Here is a 17,404-nt window from a genome sequence, read left to right on the forward strand (position 1 = left end):
GGAATATAATGCGAAACGATACAAAAATAGCCCCGCGGGGACGCGGACGGCCGCGCAAGTTCGATGAGGACGCGGTGCTGCGCGCCGCGCTCCAGCGCTTCCGCACGCTCGGCTATTCCAACACCTCGCTCGACGACCTGGCCGAGGCGACGGGAGTCAACCGGCCGAGCCTCTATGCGACGTTCGGGGACAAGAAGGCGCTGTACCTGGCCGGCCTCGCGCGCACCCATGCCAGCGTCGACGCGACCTTCGCGACGCTGTACAAAGCTAAGTTCCCGCCCGAGAAGATGCTCAAGGCGCTGTTCCTCGGCGCGCTCGAAGGGTTCCTGACTGGCGAGGACGGGCCTTCGGGCTGTATCGCGGTGAATACTGCGGCGACCGAGGCCGTGACCGATCCCGAAATCCGTGCCGCACTTGCCGGTTTCGTCGCGCTGCAGGACGCGTGGATCGAGAAATTGATGCTTGAGGCGGGGAGCGAGGATCCGCGCGGCGATGCACAGATCGCGTCCTCGGTGATCCATTCGCTGAGCACCCGCGCCCGCGCCGGCACGCCGCGCGCCGAGCTGATCGCGATCGCCAAGAAGGCGACGGCGCTGCTGCTGGGCTAGGCCGCCGCCTCCACGATCGCGCGAGCACGATCCAGGTCCTCCTCGTCGACCATCACCCGCACCGGGATCAGCAGATACGAGCCGTCGGCGATGCTGGCGCCGGCATCGAACACGAAGCTGGGGATCTCCTCATCCTCCAGCCGCCCCTGGACGATGAAGGCCAGCTGCCGATCGAAGCGGCCGAGTTCGACAAGTGCCATCAGCCGGGCTCCTGGGTGGGGTTGCGGACGGGAAGCCCGTCGATGCTATGGGTGCGCACCGCATATTTGGCGAAGCGGACTTCGGGATCGTGGCCCGCATGATATTTGCTGAGCGTCTCGCGCTCGCGTTCGAAGCGCATGTGCGGCACGCCCCAGCCGCACGCGGTCTGGACGCTCTCCACTCGCATGTCGAAGATCTGGCGGGTGCCAGGCAGCAGCGCGAAATGCCCGGCCAGCGCCGCCCAGCCCGCATCCTGGGGCAGCACCGGCACGCCCCGGCCATAGAGGCGCAGGATCAGGGCGGGGTTCTCGAAGGCGCAGAACAGGATGGTCACGCGCCCGTCCGCGACGAGATGCGCGTGCGTCTCGTTGCCCGATCCGGCGACATCGAGCCAGGCGACACGGCTCGGACCGAGCACACGAAAGCTGTCCATGCCCTTGGGGCTGAGATTGATCCGGCTCTCCGCCGCGGCGGTGGCGACGAAGAACATCGGCTGGCGCGTGATGAAGGCCGCCTGTTCTTCGTCGATCGCGTCGAAGAATTTGGCCATGGCTAGACCGCCCGGGGCTTGCGCGGCACGCCCGGCATGCATTCGAGATGGGCGCGGTCCCAATGGCCGAGGTCTGCGGCGGCGTCATAGGTAGCGTGGAGGAAACCGAGCAGCATCGCCCGAGGATCGTCCGCCACTCGGACCGCGTCATAGTCGAGCAACCATTCGCCGAGACCGGTGTCGAAATAGGCGGGCGCAGGCACTTCCGCATCGGCATAGCCGGCCGGCGCGGGATAACCATAGGCGTAGAAGGCGGGCTTGGGGAACGCGTCGCTGCCTGGCCAGAAGCCGACACTGGCCTCCTCATGGCTATAGGCCTCGCAGGTCACCGCATCGGGCAGGCCCGGGAAGCCGCCGGGATGCTTGGGCGCCGTGCGGCCCGAAAAGCGGGTGACCGCGAGATCGAAGCTGCCCCAAAAGAAATGCACCGGGCTCGCCTTGCCGAGGAAACCGGTGCGGAATTGCTGGAAGACGCGGTCGATCCACAGCAGGGCGCGGTGGAAATCGCGCACCGCCTCGCCGTCCCAGGGACGCTCGGCGGTGTCTTCGGCGAAGGGGATCGCGTCGGGTAGCTCGCTGGGGGTGCCGTTGATCGCCACCGGCGTGCCGAGCGCGGCAAGCGCCCCGATCAGCGCGGCGTGGAAATCGGCGATGCTGCCCCGCGCGAGTGGGAGCGTTGCCTCGCCGCCAGTGTCGGTAGAGAGGCGCACCTCGCTGGCAAGCAAATCGAGATCGAGCTGGAGCGTCGTGTCATCGCACGGGATCGGGCCGGTGGTGAGGCCCCAGGCCATGGGATAGAGCACTACGTGCCAGCTATGATTGAGCCAGGGCGTCTGGGCGAGGCGGACCTTGCCGATGATCTGGGTGATCAGATGCAGATGCTGCGCGGTTTCGCGCCAGCGGGGCCAGTCGAGCTCGGGGAGTGTCATACCGACTCCTTGACGCGCATAAACCATGCGCATAATTTCTGCGCATGAAGCATGATGCTCTTTCCTCCGGCAAGCGCAAGGCTGTCAATCTCTCGCTCGACACCGGCGTGGTCGCCGCGGCGCGCGAAGCTGGGATCAACCTGTCGCAGATTTGCGAGGCGGCGCTGCGCGATGCGGCAAAGGCCGAGCGCGACCGGCAATGGGCTGAAGACAATCGCGAGCGTATAGAGGCCTGGAACGAGTGGACCGAGAAGAACGGGCTGCCGCTCGCCAAATATCGCATGTTTTGATGGCGCAGTACGATGTCCATCCGATCGGCGGCGACGCGCTCGTCATGGATTGCCAGGCCGACACGCTGTCCCACCTCGAAAGCCGTGTAGTAATACCTCTACTGCGGCGCGATGAAGCTCCCCCTGCGACCGATTTCCTGCATCCCATCCTAAACGTGAATGGCGAAGCACTGATTCTGGCCACGCAACTGATAACGGCGGTTCCGAAAAGCGAGCTCGGCCGGCCGGTAGCTTCCCTCGCCGATGCCCGCCACGCAATCGTTCGGGCAACCGATTTGCTGCTTACAGGCTCCTGAGCAGCAACTCCGATCGGGGGCCGAGCGGAGGCGACGCCCGACCCATCTCACGCCGCGGTACCGCCCACCGTCAACCCATCCACCAGCAAGGTCGGCTGGCCGACCCCGGCCGGCACGCTTTGCCCGCCCTTGCCGCACATGCCGACACCTTCGTCGAGCGCGAAGTCGTTGCCGATGCCGGTGACCCTGCCCAGCACACTCGGCCCGTCGCCGATCAGCGTCGCGCCCTTGATCGGAGCGCCGATCCTGCCGTTCTCGATCAGATAGGCTTCGGTGCAGGAGAAGACGAACTTGCCCGAGACGATGTCGACCTGGCCGCCGCCGAACGACTTGGCGAAGATGCCCTTCCTGACGCGGCTCAGCAGCTCGGCGGGATCGTCCTTGCCGCCCTTCATGAAGGTGTTGGTCATGCGCGGCATCGGCGCGTGCTGGAAGGATTCGCGGCGGCCATTGCCGGTGGGATCGACGCCCATCAGCCGGGCGTTCAGCCGGTCCTGCATATAGCCCTTGAGGATGCCATCCTCGATCAGGATGGTCTCGCGCGTCGGCGTGCCTTCGTCGTCGATCGACAGCGATCCGCGGCGATCCGTCAGCGAGCCGTCATCGACCACGGTGACGCCCGGCGCCGCGACACGCTCGCCGATGCGGCCGGAGAAAGCGGACGTGCCCTTGCGGTTGAAGTCGCCTTCGAGGCCGTGGCCGACCGCTTCGTGAAGGAGCACGCCGGGCCAGCCGGGGCCGCACAGCACGGTCATGTCGCCGGCGGGCGCATCGACCGCGTCGAGATTGACCAGCGCCTGGGCAAGCGCCTCGTCGATCGCGCGGTTCCAGGTCTCGGGCTGGAAGAGATTGTCGTAGAGCGTACGGCCGCCAAGCCCGAAGCTGCCGGTCTCGCGCCGGCCATTCTGCTCGACGACGATCGAGACGTTGAGGCGGACGAGCGGGCGGACGTCGGTGGCGATGAAACCGTCGGGCCGGACGATCTCGACCACGCTCCACGAGCCGGTGAGCCCGACCGAGACTTGTGCCACGCGCGGATCGCGGGCGCGGGCGGCTGCATCGATCGACTGGCACAGGTTCACCTTGTCGGCGAAGGGCACGAGGTCGAGCGGGTCGGCGTGCGTGTAGAGATGGCGGTTATTGCCCTGGGGCGGCGGCGCCTTGCCGGCCTTGCCCGGCTCGATCAGCGCCATCGTCTCCGCGGCACGGCGAATCGCGGCGGGCGAGATCTCGTTAGCGTGTGCAAATGCAGTCGTCTCGCCCGAGACCGCGCGCAGGCCGAAGCCCGATTGCGTATCGAACGAGGCGGTCTTCAGCCGGCCATCGTCGAAGCCGAACGCCTCGGTCTTGCGGTACTGGAGATAGAGCTCGCCGTCCTCGGCGCTGGCCAGCGCTTCGGCGGTGAGTTTCGCGGCGGTCTCGGGATCGAGGCTGTCGCGGTAGATATAGCTGCGCGGATCGGACGGGATGCTCATCCCACCGATATAGGACGCTTAAATGCTGGCGCCAGCCGGATGATCGGGAAGCTGGCTCTGGTCGGCGCCATCGGCCGGGCCGCCGATCAGGATGAAGCGGCGGTCGCAATAACCGCAATCGACATAGCCATGCTCGTCGATCTGCAGGAACACGCGCGGATGGCCCAAAGCGGCGGGCAGGCCGGGGCCGGTGCCGTCACAGGCGACTCGGGCGGATGCGGTGCGGATGGTCTCGGGAAGCGGCGCGGTCATGAGTCGCCCGATAGCAAGCGCCGCGGCACCCCGCAACGCGCGTGAGCGGTTTCGCGGGCTTGCGCACGGCATATGTGTATTGGCATAGTAGAACACTATGGCACATCGTCTCGATCTCGTTCCGCCCACACCGAAACAGGCCGCGCAACTGAGCATGGTGCTATGGGCGGCGGTGCTTTCGGTGATCGTGCCGGGCATGATCGTATCGGGGCAGGTGGTCGGCCTGGGTGAGTGGGTTACGCTGCTCTGGGGAACCGCCGCGGCGATGCTGCTGCTCGCCTTGCCCTATGCGACGCTGCGCTGGGCGGCGGCCAAGCGGCTGCGGCTGGCGGTTCCGGCGGGGCTGGCGGCGCTGACCGCCACGGCGCTGCTCCAGGCGGCGGCCGACTATGCCGGGCAGTTCGCGACGCACGAATTCCTGGCGACGCGCATCCCCGACCATTCGGGCCAGTCGATCCTGATGGTGACGGTGATCTATCTGCTGATCGATGCGTGCAACCTGTCGCTGTTCGTCATCACCGGCACGATTCGCAAGATCCGCCTGCGCGAGCGCGAGCTGGCCGAGGCCAGGGTGGCGCGGCTCGAGACCGAACTCACCATGTTGCGGCTGCAGCTCAACCCGCATTTCCTGTGCAATTCGCTCAATGTCGTCTCCAGCCTGATCTTGACCGGGCGCACCGACGAGGCGAACCAGATGACCGAGGGACTCGCCAATTTCCTCCAGGCATCGATGGACATCGGAACCCAGAGCCTGCCGCTCGCGGAGGAACTGGAAACCGTCGAGCGCTACCTGGAGATCGAAGGTGCGCGCTTCGGCGAGCGGCTGGAGATCGCGATGGAGATGGCCGCGGGGCTCGATGCGGTGCCGGTGCCGAGCTTCCTGCTCCAGCCGCTGGTCGAGAATGCGATCAAGCACGGCGTCGAGGCGGTATCGGGCGAAAGCGAGATCGCGATTCGCGCGCACCGCGAAGGCGATACGCTTGTGCTGACGGTGGAGAACCGCTCGGAGGGCGAGACCGCGCCCCGGCCCCTTCGCGAAAGTCACGGCATCGGCCTGGCCAACACCCGTGCGCGACTCGATATGACCTATGGCTGCGCCGCCTCGCTTCATGGCGAGCCGATCGAGCAGGGTTATCGCGCGACGATCCGGCTGCCGATCGCCCCGGCCGGCGGGCTGCGCGCAGCCGCTTGACGCGCTTGGCCTTTGCCCGCGCGCCGCAACGCGATATGCGCGAACGCATGACTCAGGCGGCCATTGCGATCGACACTCTGTGCAAGACCTATCAGGGCGGCAAGCGCGCCTTGGATGGGGTGAGCTTCGAGGTGCCGCGCGGGCAGATCTTCGGGCTGCTCGGCCCGAACGGCGCGGGCAAGTCGACGCTGATCAACATCCTGGCCGGGCTGGTCAACAAGACCAGCGGCAGCGTGTCGATCTGGGGCTTCGACATCGACGCGCACCCGCGCCACTCGAAGGCCAGCATCGGCATCGTCAACCAGGAGATCATCTTCGACCCGTTCTTCACGCCGAAGGAGACGCTGCAGATCCAGGCGGGCCTCTACGGCGTTTCCAAGGACAGGTTCGACGCGATGGCGCTGCTGCGTGCGGTGCATCTGGAGGACAAGGCCGATGCCTATTCGCGCACGCTTTCGGGGGGCATGAAGCGCCGGCTGATGGTCGCCAAGGCGATGGTGCATTCGCCGCCGGTGCTGGTGCTCGACGAGCCGACCGCAGGCGTGGACGTCGAGCTTCGCCAGCAGCTCTGGGCGTATGTCCGCGAGCTCAACCAGCGCGGGGTGACGGTGGTGCTGACCACGCATTATCTCGAAGAGGCCGAACAGCTCTGCGACCGGATCGCGATCATCAACCATGGCAAGCTGATCGCCAACAAGCCGACTCGCGAACTGGTCGGCATGGCGCAGGAGAAGGTGGTCGAAGTGACCGTCGATCGCGACGTGGCGACGCCGCCGGCCAATGATTGCTTCCAGAAGGTGGAGATGAAGGGCGAGCGCACCCTCGTCATCACCTATCGCAAGGACCAGGCGAATGCCGGCGAAGTGCTGGGCGCGGTGCAGGGCGCCGGGCTGGGCATCGTCGACGTGTCGACGCGCGAGGCGGACCTGGAGGACGTGTTCCTGAACCTGACCCGGGCGGCGAACGCCTAGGCGCCCCCTCAAAGTGAAGCCCCCTCAAAGTGAAGGGAGTCGCGGCAAATCATTTCACTTTGCCGCCTTCTCGGGCGGCCTTGGAAAGAGCGGCTGCATCGAAACGCGGCCCGACCAGCCAAGCAGCCGAAATCCTACATTGCAAGCACCCTATCCTACATTGCAAGCACCCTATCGCCAGGGCTAGCGCCGCCGGTGCCTGGCGAAGAAAGCCCACATCGCGTCATTGTCGGCCGCCCAGACATGGCCGGCGCCGCGGGTGATGCGGCCGATCACCTCGGCCCCGGCGCGGCAATCCGTGTAGCGCACTTCGTAGAGCGACGCGCCGAGGTCGCGCTGCAAGGGCCCCGCGCGGCAGCTATTGAGATCGGACCAGCGGGTAAGCGCCGTCGCCATGGTATATTGCCAATAGCCGGCACCGCCGCCCTGGATCGGGTTGGTTGTGTCGGCATCGCCGGCGAAGGCGATCACCGGCATCGGGCGCGACGGGGTGCAGGTGCCAGGATCGGGAACGCGCGGATTACGCGCCAGCGGGTTGCCGGCGCGCAGGCCCACCACCGGCGCGATCGCCGCAAAGCGATCCGCGGCAACGCAGCCGAGCCAGCTGGTCATCCGCCCGCCACCCGACAGGCCGGTGGCATAGACTCGCGCAGGATCCACGCAACGATTGGCGGCAAGCCAGTCGATCACGGTCTTGAGGAAGACGACATCGTCGGCGTCGCCCGGGCCGGGGACCTTGCCCGTCACGCTGGGCACGCCGGGGATGTTCCAGACGAAACCCTTCGCCGCCGGTATCCCCGCATCGGGCGCCGCGACGATGAAGCCATGGGCGTCCGCTGCTTGCGCCAGCTTGGAAGCTTCGAGCATCCCCGTCCCGGTTCCGCCGCTGCCGTGGAGCAGCAGGACCAGCGGCGCGGGCTTCGAAAGGACCTTGGGCAGATGCAGCATGGTCGAGCGCCCTGTATCGCCCACGGTCACGCGGATGGTCGCGCCGGGTGTTCCGAGCCCGCAGCCGGCCGCGGCCGCAGGAACGGTCCAAAGCGCCGCCATCATGGCCGCGACTAAACCCAGACTTTGGCGGCGCATCGCTCTCTCCCGTTGCCAGCACCCCCGCCTAGCGCCTAGTCCGGGGATGAACCAGCGGAAGAGATATGGCCATCGACCCCCATAGCAGCGACGTCCTTGTCATCGGATCGGGTGCGGCAGGGCTCACCGCGGCGCTCAACCTCGCCCAGCATTTCAAGGTCACCGTGCTCGCCAAGGGCGGGTTCGCGGAAGGATCGACCGCCTGGGCGCAGGGCGGGATCGCCGCGGTGCTCGAACCCGGCGACACCTTCGAGAGTCATATTGAGGACACGATGATCGCCGGCGCGGGGCTGAACGACCGCGCCACGGTGGAGATGGTAGTCGAGAACGCACCGCGCGCGATCGCCAGGCTGGCCGAGCTCGGCGTGCCGTTCAACACCGAGGGCGATGCACTGCATCTTACTCGCGAAGGCGGGCACAGCCATCGCCGCATCGTCCATGTAGACGACGCGACCGGGCTGGCGGTGCAGACCGCCTTGCTCAAGGCGGCGCAGGCCAATCCCAACATCACTTTGGTGCCCGACCAGGTGGTGATCGACCTGGCGACCAGCCGGCACGAGGAGCGCTATTCGGGCGCCGGCAATGTCTGGGGCGTCTATGCCTTCAACCGCCAGACCAACCGAGTCGAGCTGTTCACTGCGCGCGCCACGGTGCTGGCGACCGGCGGCGCGGGGCGGACCTATCTGTTCTCGACTGCGCCGAGGGGCGCGACCGGCGACGGCATCGCGATGGCCTGGCGCGCCGGCTGCCGCATCTCGAACATGGAGATGATGCAGTTCCACCCGACCTGCCTCTACAATCTCGAGGTCAAGAATTTCCTGATCACGGAAGCCGTACGCGGCGAAGGCGGCCGGCTGCTGCTGCCACCCGATGCCGGCGACGAGGCGGGCCATCGCTTCATGCCCGACTTCGACCCGCGCGCCGAACTCGCGCCGCGCGACATCGTGGCGCGCGCGATCGACCATGAGATCAAGCGGCTCGGCCTCGACTATGTCCATCTCGACATCAGCCACATGGGCGCCGAGTTCGTGAAGCATCACTTCCCGACGATCCACGCCCGGCTGCTAGATCTCGACATCGACATGACCAAGGAGCCGATCCCGGTCGTCCCCGCCCAGCATTATACCTGTGGCGGCGTGGTGATCGACCGCGACGGGCGCACCGACCTGCCCAATCTCTATGCGGCGGGCGAAGTCAGCCAGTCGGGGCTGCACGGCGCCAATCGCCTTGCCTCCAACTCGCTGCTGGAATGCTTCGTATTCGGCGAGGCGGTGGCCAACCACATCACCGCGCATTGGGCCGAACTTGCCCCGCCGCCGGCGATCCGCGCCTGGGACGAGAGCCGCGTCGCCGATTCCGACGAGGAAGTGGTGATCAAGCAGAACTGGACCGAGATCCGCCGCTTCATGTGGAATTATGTCGGCATCGTCCGTACCACCAAGCGGCTCGAGCGCGCGGCACACCGGATCAAGATGCTGCGCGACGAAGTGGCGGACTATTACGGCCATTTCCGCGTGACGCCCGACCTGATCGAGCTGCGCAACCTGCTGGAAAGCGCGGACCTGATCGTCCGCTCGGCGCTCCATCGCAAGGAGAGCCGCGGGCTCCACTATAATCTCGACTATCCCGAGATGCTGCCCGAGGCGATCGACACGGTGCTGGTGCCCTGAGCGGCCAGATTACTTCGCGGCGGATCTTCTGGGGGGCCATTGTCCTGGCGGCGGTGCTCCGCGCCCTCGCCGCCCTCCCCTTCATGGTCAACTGGTTCGACGAGATCTGGCAATATCTCGAACCCGCCTGGCACATCGTCGCCGGGCCCTGGGTCCAGACCTGGGATTATCGCGCCGGGCTGCGCAGCTGGCTGATCCCGGAGCTGCTGAGCGTGCCGATGGGGATCGGGCATGCGCTTTCGCCCGATACGACGCTGCATCTGCTGCTGGTGCGGCTGACGCTGGCGGCGCTGTCGTTGGTGATCGTGGGCAGCGCTGTTTCGCTGGGGCTCAGGCTCTCGCGGCTGCACGGCATCCTGGCTGGGTTCGTCGCGGCGACCTGGTTCGAGCTGGTCTATTTCGCGCCGCGCGCGCTCTCCGAGCCGATCGGGCTGGCATTGCTGATGGGCGCGATCTGGCTGCTGCTCGCGCGCGCCAGGCCGGGGCCGCGCAAGTTCGCCCTTGCCGGGCTGCTGATGGGGCTCTGCTTCGTCGCACGCATCCAATATGCGCCGGCGCTGCTGACGCTGGCGATCTTCGCGGCACGCAAGGACTGGCGTGGTGCGTGGCTGCCGCTGCTGGCCGGCGGGTGCGGCGCGCTGGCGATCGACGCGCTGGCCAATCTCGCCATGGGCGCGGTGCCGTTCCGCTGGATGATCGAGGCGGCGCGGATCAACATCCAGGAAGGGCGCGCCAAGGCGTATGGCACGATGCCCTTCATCGGCTATTTCACGATCCTTGCCTGGTATTGGTACTTCGCCCTGGTGCCGATCCTGCTGCTCGCCTGGATCGGAGCCAAGCGCTATCCGGTGCTGCTGTGGATCGCCCTGGTCCATCTCGCCTGCCATTCGGCCGTAGCGCACAAGGAATATCGCTTCGTGCTGGCGAGCACCGCGCTGTTGGTGATCCTGGCGGCGATCGGCAGCGCAGACCTGTTGCGGCGCGTCCCGCGCCAGCGGCTTGTGCTGGCGACCCTCGGAGCGCTGGCCGTGTGGGGCGGCGCATCCACGGTGCTGGCGGCGGGGCATTTCGCACCCAACTGGTCGATGGAGGCCGACCTGGCCGAGGCGCTGGAAAAGGCGGGCCGGCCGGACAAGACCTGCGGGCTGGCGCTTTATCGCCCGCGCAACACGGTCGCGGGCTCCTATGCGCTCTATCGCCGCGCCACCCCGATCTACGTGCTGACCACGCCGGAGGAAGCGCGCCGCCATCTCGGTGCGTTCGACGTGGTGCTCACCTCCCAAACTCATCTGGGCGAACTGCCTGGCGCCTATGTGCTGGAGAGCTGCGCCGCGCCGGGCATCACCGATGCGCCCGGCTGCGTGCTCCGCCGTGCGGGGAGTTGCACAGGTGGCACCCAGGCGCCGACGGCCCAGACCTGGCTGAAAGCGAGCGGAAACTGATCGCTGCCCCGCTGCGTTTCACCGCAAAAGCGGTGTTCGTTCTCCCGTCGTTCACGCTTCACCGCTACAAGACATTCATTCGTCGCAACGCAGCACGCACGGACTTTCCCGGCGCGCGCATCCGCACCATTGTCGCTGCGGGCAAGAGGTCGAGTAAAAGTGTTTAAGTTCGAGGACTTCTCGGCAATTCAACGGGCGCTGACGGTGGCTGGCTTCGGCCCGGCGCTGCTGGTCGGCTGCACCGTGCACGGGGATCCTTCCCTCGCCTCCTATCTGCCCGCCGGCGTGAGCCTGGCGCTCCCCTGGGGCGACGGCGCCAAGGCCGCCACCCCTGCATGGAAGCCGTCGGCGCCCGCGCCGCAAGGGCTGGTCGGTGCCATCGACGGCATCACCCGCAATTTCGATGGGCTGGTCGGCGTCGCGGTGACCAGCGTCCAGGATGGCTGGATCGTCACGTCGAACGATGCCGCGCGGCCGATGCCGCAGCAGAGCGTCTCCAAGCTGTGGGTGACGATGACGGTGCTCGACCAGGTCGATCAGGGCCGCATCCGGCTCGACGATCCGATCACCATCACCAGGGATGACTTCACCCTGTTCCACCAGCCGGTCGCCTCGCTGGTGAAGGGCGATCAGGGCTATACCGCCACCGTCGGCGAGATCGTGCGCCGCGCGATGCAGATGAGCGACAATACCTGCAACGACAAGCTGCTCCGGCTGGTCGGCGGCCCCGACGCCATCCGCGCCTTCCTGGCGCGCAAGGGCATCACCGGCGTGCGCTTCGGCCCCGGCGAGAAGCTGCTCCAGGCTGGCACCGCCGGCCTTGCTTGGCGGCCCGAATATTCGATGGGCAATTCGTTCGCGATTGCGCGCTCGCGGCTTTCCCCGGATGTCCGCCTCGCGGCATACGAGGCCTATGTGAAGAACCCGCCCGATGGCGCCGCTGCCGGTGCGATCTCGGTGGCGCTTGCCCGGCTGAAGCGCGGCGAGCTGCTCTCGCCCACGTCGACCGACTGGCTGCTGCGTACCATGGACGGCGCCAAGACCGGCCGCGCCCGAGTGCACGGCGCAGTGCCGCCGGGCTGGATCTATGGCCACAAGACCGGCACCGGCCAGGACCTGGGCGCACGCACCGCAGGTTTCAACGATGTCGGCATCCTGACGGCACCGGACGGCAAATCCTATGCGCTGGCAGTAATGATCGGCGACACCCGTCGCCCGGTGCGCGAGCGCCAGCTGCTGATGCAGTCGGTGGCGCAGGCGATCGTCGCCAGCCATGTTTCCGGCCCGCGGATGCAGGACAATGTCGATCCGGCGTGGAAGGCCTTTACCAGCGGGAAATAGGTTTGGCGGCAAGCGGCGGAAGGCGGGCGGCGGCACGGCGCGCTAGTGCGCCGCCATGCTTGACCGATACGACTGGACGGCGATCGCCGCATCGCTCGATACCCGGGGCTGGGCCATGTTGCCCGCCCTGCTCTCTCCCGCCCAATGTACCGAGACCGCCGCGCTATATGACGCGGAATCCGGATTTCGCAGTCGGGTGGTGATGGCCCGGCACGGCTTTGGCCGCGGCGAATATCGCTATTTCGCCTATCCGCTGCCCGATCCGGTCGCCGAGCTGCGCCGCGGGCTCTACCCGCCGCTCGCCGCTCTCGCCAATCTCTGGCACCACCGTATGGGCATCGCGCACCGCTTCCCGCCCGCCCATGCGGACTTCCTTGCGCGCTGTCACGAAGCGGGCCAGGCGCACCCCACCCCGCTGCTGCTCCGCTACGGTCCGGGCGATTACAATTGCCTGCACCAGGATCTGTATGGCGCGCATGTCTTCCCGCTCCAGCTCGCGGTGCTGCTTTCGGAACCGGGGCGCGACTTCACCGGCGGCGAGTTCGTGCTGACCGAGCAGCGCCCGCGCATGCAGTCGCGCGCCGCGGTCGTGCCGCTGCGGCAAGGCGACGCAGTGGTGTTCGCCGTGCACCAGCGGCCGGTGCGCGGCAGCCGGGGCGATTACCGGGTGAACATGCGTCATGGCGTCAGCGAACTGCGCTCCGGGCAGCGTCACACACTCGGAATCATCTTCCACGACGCCAGCTGAGGCAAAGCGGGGCTTTGTTCGGCGCACCGGCTCGGCTATCCCGGCGCGGCAATGCCACATCTCTATCTTGTCGACGGCTCCGGCTATATCTTCCGCGCCTATCACCGGCTGCCACCGCTCACCAACAAGCATGGCGAGCCGGTGGGGGCGGTCTATGGCTATACGACCATGCTGTGGAAGCTGGTCGACGAGCTGAACAAGGCCGACGGGCCGACACACATGGCAGTGGTGCTCGACAAGAGCGAGCACACCTTCCGCAACGCAATGTACGACCAGTACAAGGCGCACCGCCCGCCGGCGCCCGAGGACCTGGTGCCACAGTTCCCGATGATCCGCGACGCCACCCGCGCCTTTTCGATGCCATGCATCGAGGAACTGGGCTGGGAAGCGGACGACCTGATCGCAAGCTATACCAAGGCGGCGCTTGCCCAGGGCTGGTCGGTGACCATCGTCAGCTCCGACAAGGACCTGATGCAGCTGATGACCGATCCGTCGGTCGACATGCTCGACACGATGAACAATCGCCGGCTGGGCCCGGCCGACACGATCGAGAAGTTCGGCGTAGGGCCGGAGAAGCTGGGCGAAGTGCTGGCGCTGATGGGCGACAGCGTCGACAATGTGCCGGGCGTGAAGGGGATCGGCCCCAAGACCGCGGCCAAGCTGATCCAAGAGTTCCGGACGGTCGAAGGGGTGCTGGAGGCAGCGCCGACGATGAAGCCGTCCAAGATGCGCGACAATCTGATCGAGCATGCCGAGATGGCGCGGCTTTCCCGCAAGCTGGTCGAGCTGGCGAGCGACGTGCCGCTGCCCGAGCCGCTCGAGGCGTTCGAGCTGCAGGGCATCCCCGATGCGCCGTTGCGCGCATTCCTGGAGCATCACGGCTTCCGCACGCTGCTCAACCGCCTCTCCGCGGTGGCGGACGCGCCGGTCGAGACGCACGACACGCCGGGGCTGGAGGAAGACCCGCCCTGCAACCACGACGGCTATGAGACGGTCGTCGAGGAAGCGGCGCTCGACCAGTGGATCGCCGAAGCACGGCACCAGGGCCGGATCGCGATCGACACCGAGACCACCGGGGTGGACGCGACGCGCGCCGAACTGGTCGGCATCAGCATGTGCCTGGCGCCCAACAAGGCCTGTTACATCCCGCTCGGCCATGGCGGCACCGACATGTTCGCCGAGAAGCCGGCGCAGCTCGACCGCAAGATCGCACTCACCCGGCTCAAGCCGTTGCTCGAGGATCCCGCGGTCCTCAAGATCGGCCACAATTTGAAGTACGACATGATCGTGCTCGGCGGCGCGTACCGGGATCTGGGCGGGCTCACCCTCGCGCCGTTCGACGATACGATCGTGATGAGCTTCGACCTCGATGCCGGCCTGCACGGGCATGGCATGGACGAGCTCGCCGCCACCCACCTCTCGCATTCATGCATCGCCTATAAGGACGTGGTCGGCACGGGGAAGAGCCAGCTCGGCTTCGGCGAAGTCGATCTCAAGGCCGCCACGCGGTACGCCGCCGAGGATGCCGACGTGACGCTGCGGCTGTGGCGCCGCTTCAAGCCGCGGCTGGCCTATGAAGGCTCGACCCGCGTCTACGAGATGGTCGACCGGCCGCTCGTCTCGGTCATCGCGGGCATGGAGCGCGAGGGCATCAAGGTCGATGCCGCGGTGCTCCACAGGCTTTCGACCGACTTCGCCCACCAGATCGCGGCGCTGGAGGAGGAGATCCACGGCATCGCCGGCTTCAAGTTCACCATCGGCAGCCCCAAGCAGCTAGGCGACGTCCTCTTCGACAAGATGGGGATCAAAGGCGGGCGCAAAGGCAAGTCGGGCGTCTATTCCACCGATGTGAACGAGCTCGAGCGGATCGCCGCCGACAAGGATTCGCCCGGTCGCGAGATGGTCGCGAAGGTGCTCGACTGGCGCCAGCTTTCCAAGCTCAAGTCGACCTATACCGACGCGCTGCAGGCACAGATCAATCCGACGACGGGCCGCGTCCACACCAGCTACTCGCTCACCGGCGCGCAGACCGGGCGGCTCAGCTCGACCGATCCGAACCTTCAGAACATCCCGATCCGCACCGAGATCGGCCGCCAGATCCGCGACGCCTTCGTCGCCGAGCCGGGCAACGTCATCCTGTCGGCCGACTATTCGCAGATCGAGCTGCGCCTTGCCGCGCACATCGCCGACGTGCCCCAGCTGCGCGAAGCGTTCGAGCGCGGCGACGACATCCACAACATGACCGCGCAGGAGCTGTTCGGCGAGGTCAACCGCGACACCCGCGGGCGCGCCAAGACGATCAACTTTGCGATCCTCTACGGCATCTCGCGCTGGGGCCTGGCCGGGCGGCTCGACGTGACGGCCGACGAGGCGCAGGCGATGATCAGCCGCTATTTCGAGCGCTTCCCCGGCATCAACCGCTACATCGCCGACACGCTCAACGAGGCCAAGGCGCGCGGCTTCACCACCACGCTGTTCGGCCGCAAGACGCACTTCCCGCGCTTGAAGGCGACCAACCCGAACGAGCGCGCCGGCAGCGAGCGCGCGGCGATCAATGCGCCGATCCAGGGCACCAGCGCCGACATCATCAAGCGCGCGATGGCGCGGATGGGCCCGGCATTGCTCGAAGCAGGCCTGCCCAAGGTCAAGATGCTCCTCCAGGTGCATGACGAGCTGGTGTTCGAACTGCCCGAAGGCGATGTCGAAGCCGCCAGGCCGGTGATCGAGCGGGTGATGGCCACCGCCGCCGAGCCGGCGGTGAAGCTGACCGTGCCGCTCGGCGTCGAGATCGGGGTGGGTCCGAGCTGGGGCGCCGCACATTGAGCGAGCCGGCAACCGCACCCTCTGGCGGCGAGGACATCAACACGCTCGCCAAGGGCGGGCGGACCAATCTGCTGGGCTTCGCCATCCGGCTCGTCGCGCGGCTGCCCTTCCTGTTCATCGCCGGCCGCGCCTATGGCCCCGACATTGTCGGGCGCTATGCGATCGCCGTGCTGGTGATCGAGTTCGCCGCGCTGGTGGCGACGCTGGGCCTCAAGCGTGGCCTCGCCCAGGCACTGTCGAAGACCGATCGGCCGCACGCGCATGTGGTGTGGGACGCGATGGCGGTGGCGCTGATCGCGGCCCTGCTCATCAGCGGCATCCTGATCGCCTTCCCCCAGGCGCTGTTCCCCAACAGCAATGTGATGGGGCTGGAGCGCTTCCTGCCGCTCGTCGTCGTCGCCATCGCGCTATCCGACGTATCGCTCGCCGCGCTCGCCTATCGCCACAATATCGGCGCCTCGGTGACTGCCCGTGCGATCATCGAGCCCTGGACGATCAGCATCGCCGCAGCCGGCTTCGCCTTCGTCGCGCCGCGGGACGGGCTGGTCCTCGCCTATGTCACGTCGATGACCGCGGCGGTGATCGCGTCGCTGGTGCCGTTCGTCCGCGAATATGGCCTGCCGCATGGCTGGCGCCCGCGACTCGCCGATATCTGGACGCTCGCCCGCCGCAACGCGCCGCTCGCCGGCGCCGATACGATCGAATGGGCGACGCGCAACGTCGATCGATTCATGCTGGCGCTGATCTATCCGCCGGCAGTGGTCGGCATCTACTACATGGCGCAGCAGGTCGCCTCGGTGCCGCAAAAGCTCAAGTCGAGCTTCGATCCGATCCTCGGCCCGGTCGTGACCAAGGCGCTCGCCGAGGACGATCGCAAGGCAGTCGCCCGGCAGGTCTATCAGGTCGGCTTCTGGATCCTTGGCGCGCAGGCAGCGCTGGCGGTAATGTTCTCGATTCCGAGCGAAGGCGTGATGGGCCTGCTCGGCAAGGAGTTCGTCGCGGGCTGGATGGCGCTGTGCATCCTGTTGATCGCCGAGGTGCTCGCCTCGCCCGGTGCGGTGTGCGAGACCGCGCTCGTCTATATCGCGCGGCATACCAACCTGGCGATTTCGATCAGCGTGATGCTGTTCCAGATCGCGCTCACCTTCGTGCTGCTGTTCATCGCCCGCGCCGAGGGCTGGCCGCTGCCGATGCTGGTCGCCGCACCGGCGATCGCGCTCGCCACCGCACTGACTATCGGATCGACGGTCAAGGCGCTGGTGCTGCGCCGCATGCTCGGCGCGCCGGTGGTGAGCATCCGGCCGAGCTTCTTCGCGGCGATCGGCATCGCCAGCCTGGTCGGCGCCGCCTTCATGTCGCTGCCGCACAGCTATGAATGGGCCGAACTCAGCCTCGGCATGCCGGCAATCCTGGTCACCTATCTGTTCGTGATCATCAAGTTCGGCTTCGGCCCCGAAGACCGGGCGCTGTTCCGCAAGGCGCCAGCGGCGGAGCCTGCCCTGCCGGTGAACGCCGAACCCTAAAACCTGA

The 17,404-nt window shown here is 67.1% G+C and carries 17 protein-coding genes; 11 read left to right on the plus strand and 6 right to left on the minus strand.

Features of this window, described 5'->3' with window-relative positions:
* Positions 1-8 precede the first annotated feature (8 nt).
* Positions 9-608, plus strand: coding sequence for a TetR/AcrR family transcriptional regulator (locus AC1RPL_RS15900; protein WP_493070510.1), 600 nt, complete (start codon positions 9-11; stop codon positions 606-608).
* Here AC1RPL_RS15900 and AC1RPL_RS15905 read toward each other — a convergent pair.
* From AC1RPL_RS15905 to AC1RPL_RS15915, 3 genes are read right to left on the minus strand one after another with little or no spacing between them, the layout of a single operon-like run.
* Complete coding sequence (locus AC1RPL_RS15905; RefSeq protein WP_493070512.1) at positions 605-808, minus strand: putative signal transducing protein; 204 nt, start codon at positions 806-808, stop codon at positions 605-607. The genes AC1RPL_RS15900 and AC1RPL_RS15905 overlap by 4 nt on opposite strands.
* Positions 808-1,359, minus strand: a complete 552-nt coding sequence (locus AC1RPL_RS15910; protein ID WP_493070514.1) for a pyridoxamine 5'-phosphate oxidase family protein — start codon at positions 1,357-1,359, stop codon at positions 808-810. Before AC1RPL_RS15910 ends, AC1RPL_RS15905 begins: the two co-directional genes overlap by 1 nt.
* 2 nt (positions 1,360-1,361) lie before the next feature.
* Complete coding sequence (locus AC1RPL_RS15915) at positions 1,362-2,288, minus strand: DUF5996 family protein (protein ID WP_493070516.1); 927 nt, start codon at positions 2,286-2,288, stop codon at positions 1,362-1,364.
* Positions 2,289-2,332: 44 nt separating this feature from the next.
* On the opposite strand from AC1RPL_RS15915, the gene AC1RPL_RS15920 reads away from it, so the two are divergent.
* A complete protein-coding gene (locus AC1RPL_RS15920) occupies positions 2,333-2,578 on the plus strand; it encodes a type II toxin-antitoxin system CcdA family antitoxin (protein WP_493070517.1) in 246 nt (81 codons plus the stop codon).
* Positions 2,578-2,874, plus strand: a complete 297-nt coding sequence (locus AC1RPL_RS15925; RefSeq protein ID WP_493070519.1) for a CcdB family protein — start codon at positions 2,578-2,580, stop codon at positions 2,872-2,874. The genes AC1RPL_RS15920 and AC1RPL_RS15925 overlap by 1 nt, the downstream gene beginning before the upstream one ends.
* 47 nt (positions 2,875-2,921) lie before the next feature.
* Here AC1RPL_RS15925 and tldD read toward each other — a convergent pair whose 3' ends face one another.
* The gene (gene tldD, locus AC1RPL_RS15930) at positions 2,922-4,349 is read right to left on the minus strand and encodes a metalloprotease TldD (RefSeq protein WP_493070520.1); all 1,428 of its coding nucleotides are present in this window, start codon (positions 4,347-4,349) and stop codon (positions 2,922-2,924) included.
* An 18-nt stretch (positions 4,350-4,367) separates the two neighbouring features.
* Positions 4,368-4,601, minus strand: a complete 234-nt coding sequence (locus AC1RPL_RS15935) for a zinc-finger domain-containing protein (RefSeq protein ID WP_493070522.1) — start codon at positions 4,599-4,601, stop codon at positions 4,368-4,370.
* Between the two features lie 97 nt (positions 4,602-4,698).
* Between AC1RPL_RS15935 and AC1RPL_RS15940 the strand changes: the two genes are divergently transcribed.
* Both AC1RPL_RS15940 and AC1RPL_RS15945 read left to right on the plus strand, forming a co-directional pair.
* Positions 4,699-5,793 (plus strand): sensor histidine kinase, encoded by a 1,095-nt coding sequence (locus tag AC1RPL_RS15940; protein ID WP_493070523.1) that lies wholly within the window; start codon positions 4,699-4,701, stop codon positions 5,791-5,793.
* A gap of 47 nt (positions 5,794-5,840) precedes the next feature.
* Complete coding sequence (locus tag AC1RPL_RS15945; RefSeq protein ID WP_493070525.1) at positions 5,841-6,764, plus strand: ABC transporter ATP-binding protein; 924 nt, start codon at positions 5,841-5,843, stop codon at positions 6,762-6,764.
* Positions 6,765-6,947: 183 nt separating this feature from the next.
* Here the strand turns inward: AC1RPL_RS15945 and AC1RPL_RS15950 are convergent, their stop codons facing one another.
* Entirely contained in the window at positions 6,948-7,814 is an 867-nt protein-coding gene (locus AC1RPL_RS15950) for a CE1 family esterase (protein ID WP_493070527.1), read from the minus strand.
* Positions 7,815-7,915: 101 nt separating this feature from the next.
* Between AC1RPL_RS15950 and nadB the strand changes: the two genes are divergently transcribed.
* From nadB to AC1RPL_RS15980, 6 genes are all read left to right on the plus strand, one after another.
* Positions 7,916-9,520 carry an L-aspartate oxidase gene (nadB, locus tag AC1RPL_RS15955; protein ID WP_493070529.1) on the plus strand — a complete coding sequence of 535 codons (1,605 nt, stop codon included), beginning with the start codon at positions 7,916-7,918 and terminating at the stop codon, positions 9,518-9,520.
* A 53-nt stretch (positions 9,521-9,573) separates the two neighbouring features.
* The gene (locus AC1RPL_RS15960) at positions 9,574-10,962 is read left to right on the plus strand and encodes a glycosyltransferase family protein (protein ID WP_493070531.1); all 1,389 of its coding nucleotides are present in this window, start codon (positions 9,574-9,576) and stop codon (positions 10,960-10,962) included.
* Between the two features lie 159 nt (positions 10,963-11,121).
* The gene (locus AC1RPL_RS15965; RefSeq protein ID WP_493070532.1) at positions 11,122-12,303 is read left to right on the plus strand and encodes a serine hydrolase; all 1,182 of its coding nucleotides are present in this window, start codon (positions 11,122-11,124) and stop codon (positions 12,301-12,303) included.
* A 55-nt stretch (positions 12,304-12,358) separates the two neighbouring features.
* Entirely contained in the window at positions 12,359-13,051 is a 693-nt protein-coding gene (locus tag AC1RPL_RS15970; RefSeq protein ID WP_493070534.1) for a 2OG-Fe(II) oxygenase, read from the plus strand.
* A gap of 51 nt (positions 13,052-13,102) precedes the next feature.
* Positions 13,103-15,874, plus strand: coding sequence for a DNA polymerase I (gene polA, locus AC1RPL_RS15975; RefSeq protein WP_493070536.1), 2,772 nt, complete (start codon positions 13,103-13,105; stop codon positions 15,872-15,874).
* Complete coding sequence (locus tag AC1RPL_RS15980; protein WP_493070538.1) at positions 15,871-17,397, plus strand: lipopolysaccharide biosynthesis protein; 1,527 nt, start codon at positions 15,871-15,873, stop codon at positions 17,395-17,397. The genes polA and AC1RPL_RS15980 overlap by 4 nt, the downstream gene beginning before the upstream one ends.
* Positions 17,398-17,404 lie beyond the last annotated feature (7 nt).

The sequence above is a fragment of the Sphingomonas sp. GW821-FHT12D09 genome (assembly GCF_058807215.1).

Excerpts from the sequence above, each read along its gene's own strand:
- AC1RPL_RS15970 (WP_493070534.1), top strand. The coding sequence starts at position 12,359 with ATGCTTGACCGATACGACTGGACGGCGATCGCCGCATCGCTCGATACC.
- AC1RPL_RS15950 (WP_493070527.1), bottom strand. The coding sequence starts at position 7,814 with ATGGCGGCGCTTTGGACCGTTCCTGCGGCCGCGGCCGGCTGCGGGCTC.
- AC1RPL_RS15920 (WP_493070517.1), top strand. The coding sequence starts at position 2,333 with ATGAAGCATGATGCTCTTTCCTCCGGCAAGCGCAAGGCTGTCAATCTC.
- AC1RPL_RS15940 (WP_493070523.1), top strand. The coding sequence starts at position 4,699 with ATGGCACATCGTCTCGATCTCGTTCCGCCCACACCGAAACAGGCCGCG.
- AC1RPL_RS15925 (WP_493070519.1), top strand. The coding sequence starts at position 2,578 with ATGGCGCAGTACGATGTCCATCCGATCGGCGGCGACGCGCTCGTCATG.
- AC1RPL_RS15935 (WP_493070522.1), bottom strand. The coding sequence starts at position 4,601 with ATGACCGCGCCGCTTCCCGAGACCATCCGCACCGCATCCGCCCGAGTC.
- tldD (WP_493070520.1), bottom strand. The coding sequence starts at position 4,349 with ATGAGCATCCCGTCCGATCCGCGCAGCTATATCTACCGCGACAGCCTC.
- polA (WP_493070536.1), top strand. The coding sequence starts at position 13,103 with ATGCCACATCTCTATCTTGTCGACGGCTCCGGCTATATCTTCCGCGCC.
- AC1RPL_RS15915 (WP_493070516.1), bottom strand. The coding sequence starts at position 2,288 with ATGACACTCCCCGAGCTCGACTGGCCCCGCTGGCGCGAAACCGCGCAG.
- AC1RPL_RS15910 (WP_493070514.1), bottom strand. The coding sequence starts at position 1,359 with ATGGCCAAATTCTTCGACGCGATCGACGAAGAACAGGCGGCCTTCATC.
- AC1RPL_RS15945 (WP_493070525.1), top strand. The coding sequence starts at position 5,841 with ATGACTCAGGCGGCCATTGCGATCGACACTCTGTGCAAGACCTATCAG.
- AC1RPL_RS15905 (WP_493070512.1), bottom strand. The coding sequence starts at position 808 with ATGGCACTTGTCGAACTCGGCCGCTTCGATCGGCAGCTGGCCTTCATC.
- AC1RPL_RS15900 (WP_493070510.1), top strand. The coding sequence starts at position 9 with ATGCGAAACGATACAAAAATAGCCCCGCGGGGACGCGGACGGCCGCGC.
- nadB (WP_493070529.1), top strand. The coding sequence starts at position 7,916 with ATGGCCATCGACCCCCATAGCAGCGACGTCCTTGTCATCGGATCGGGT.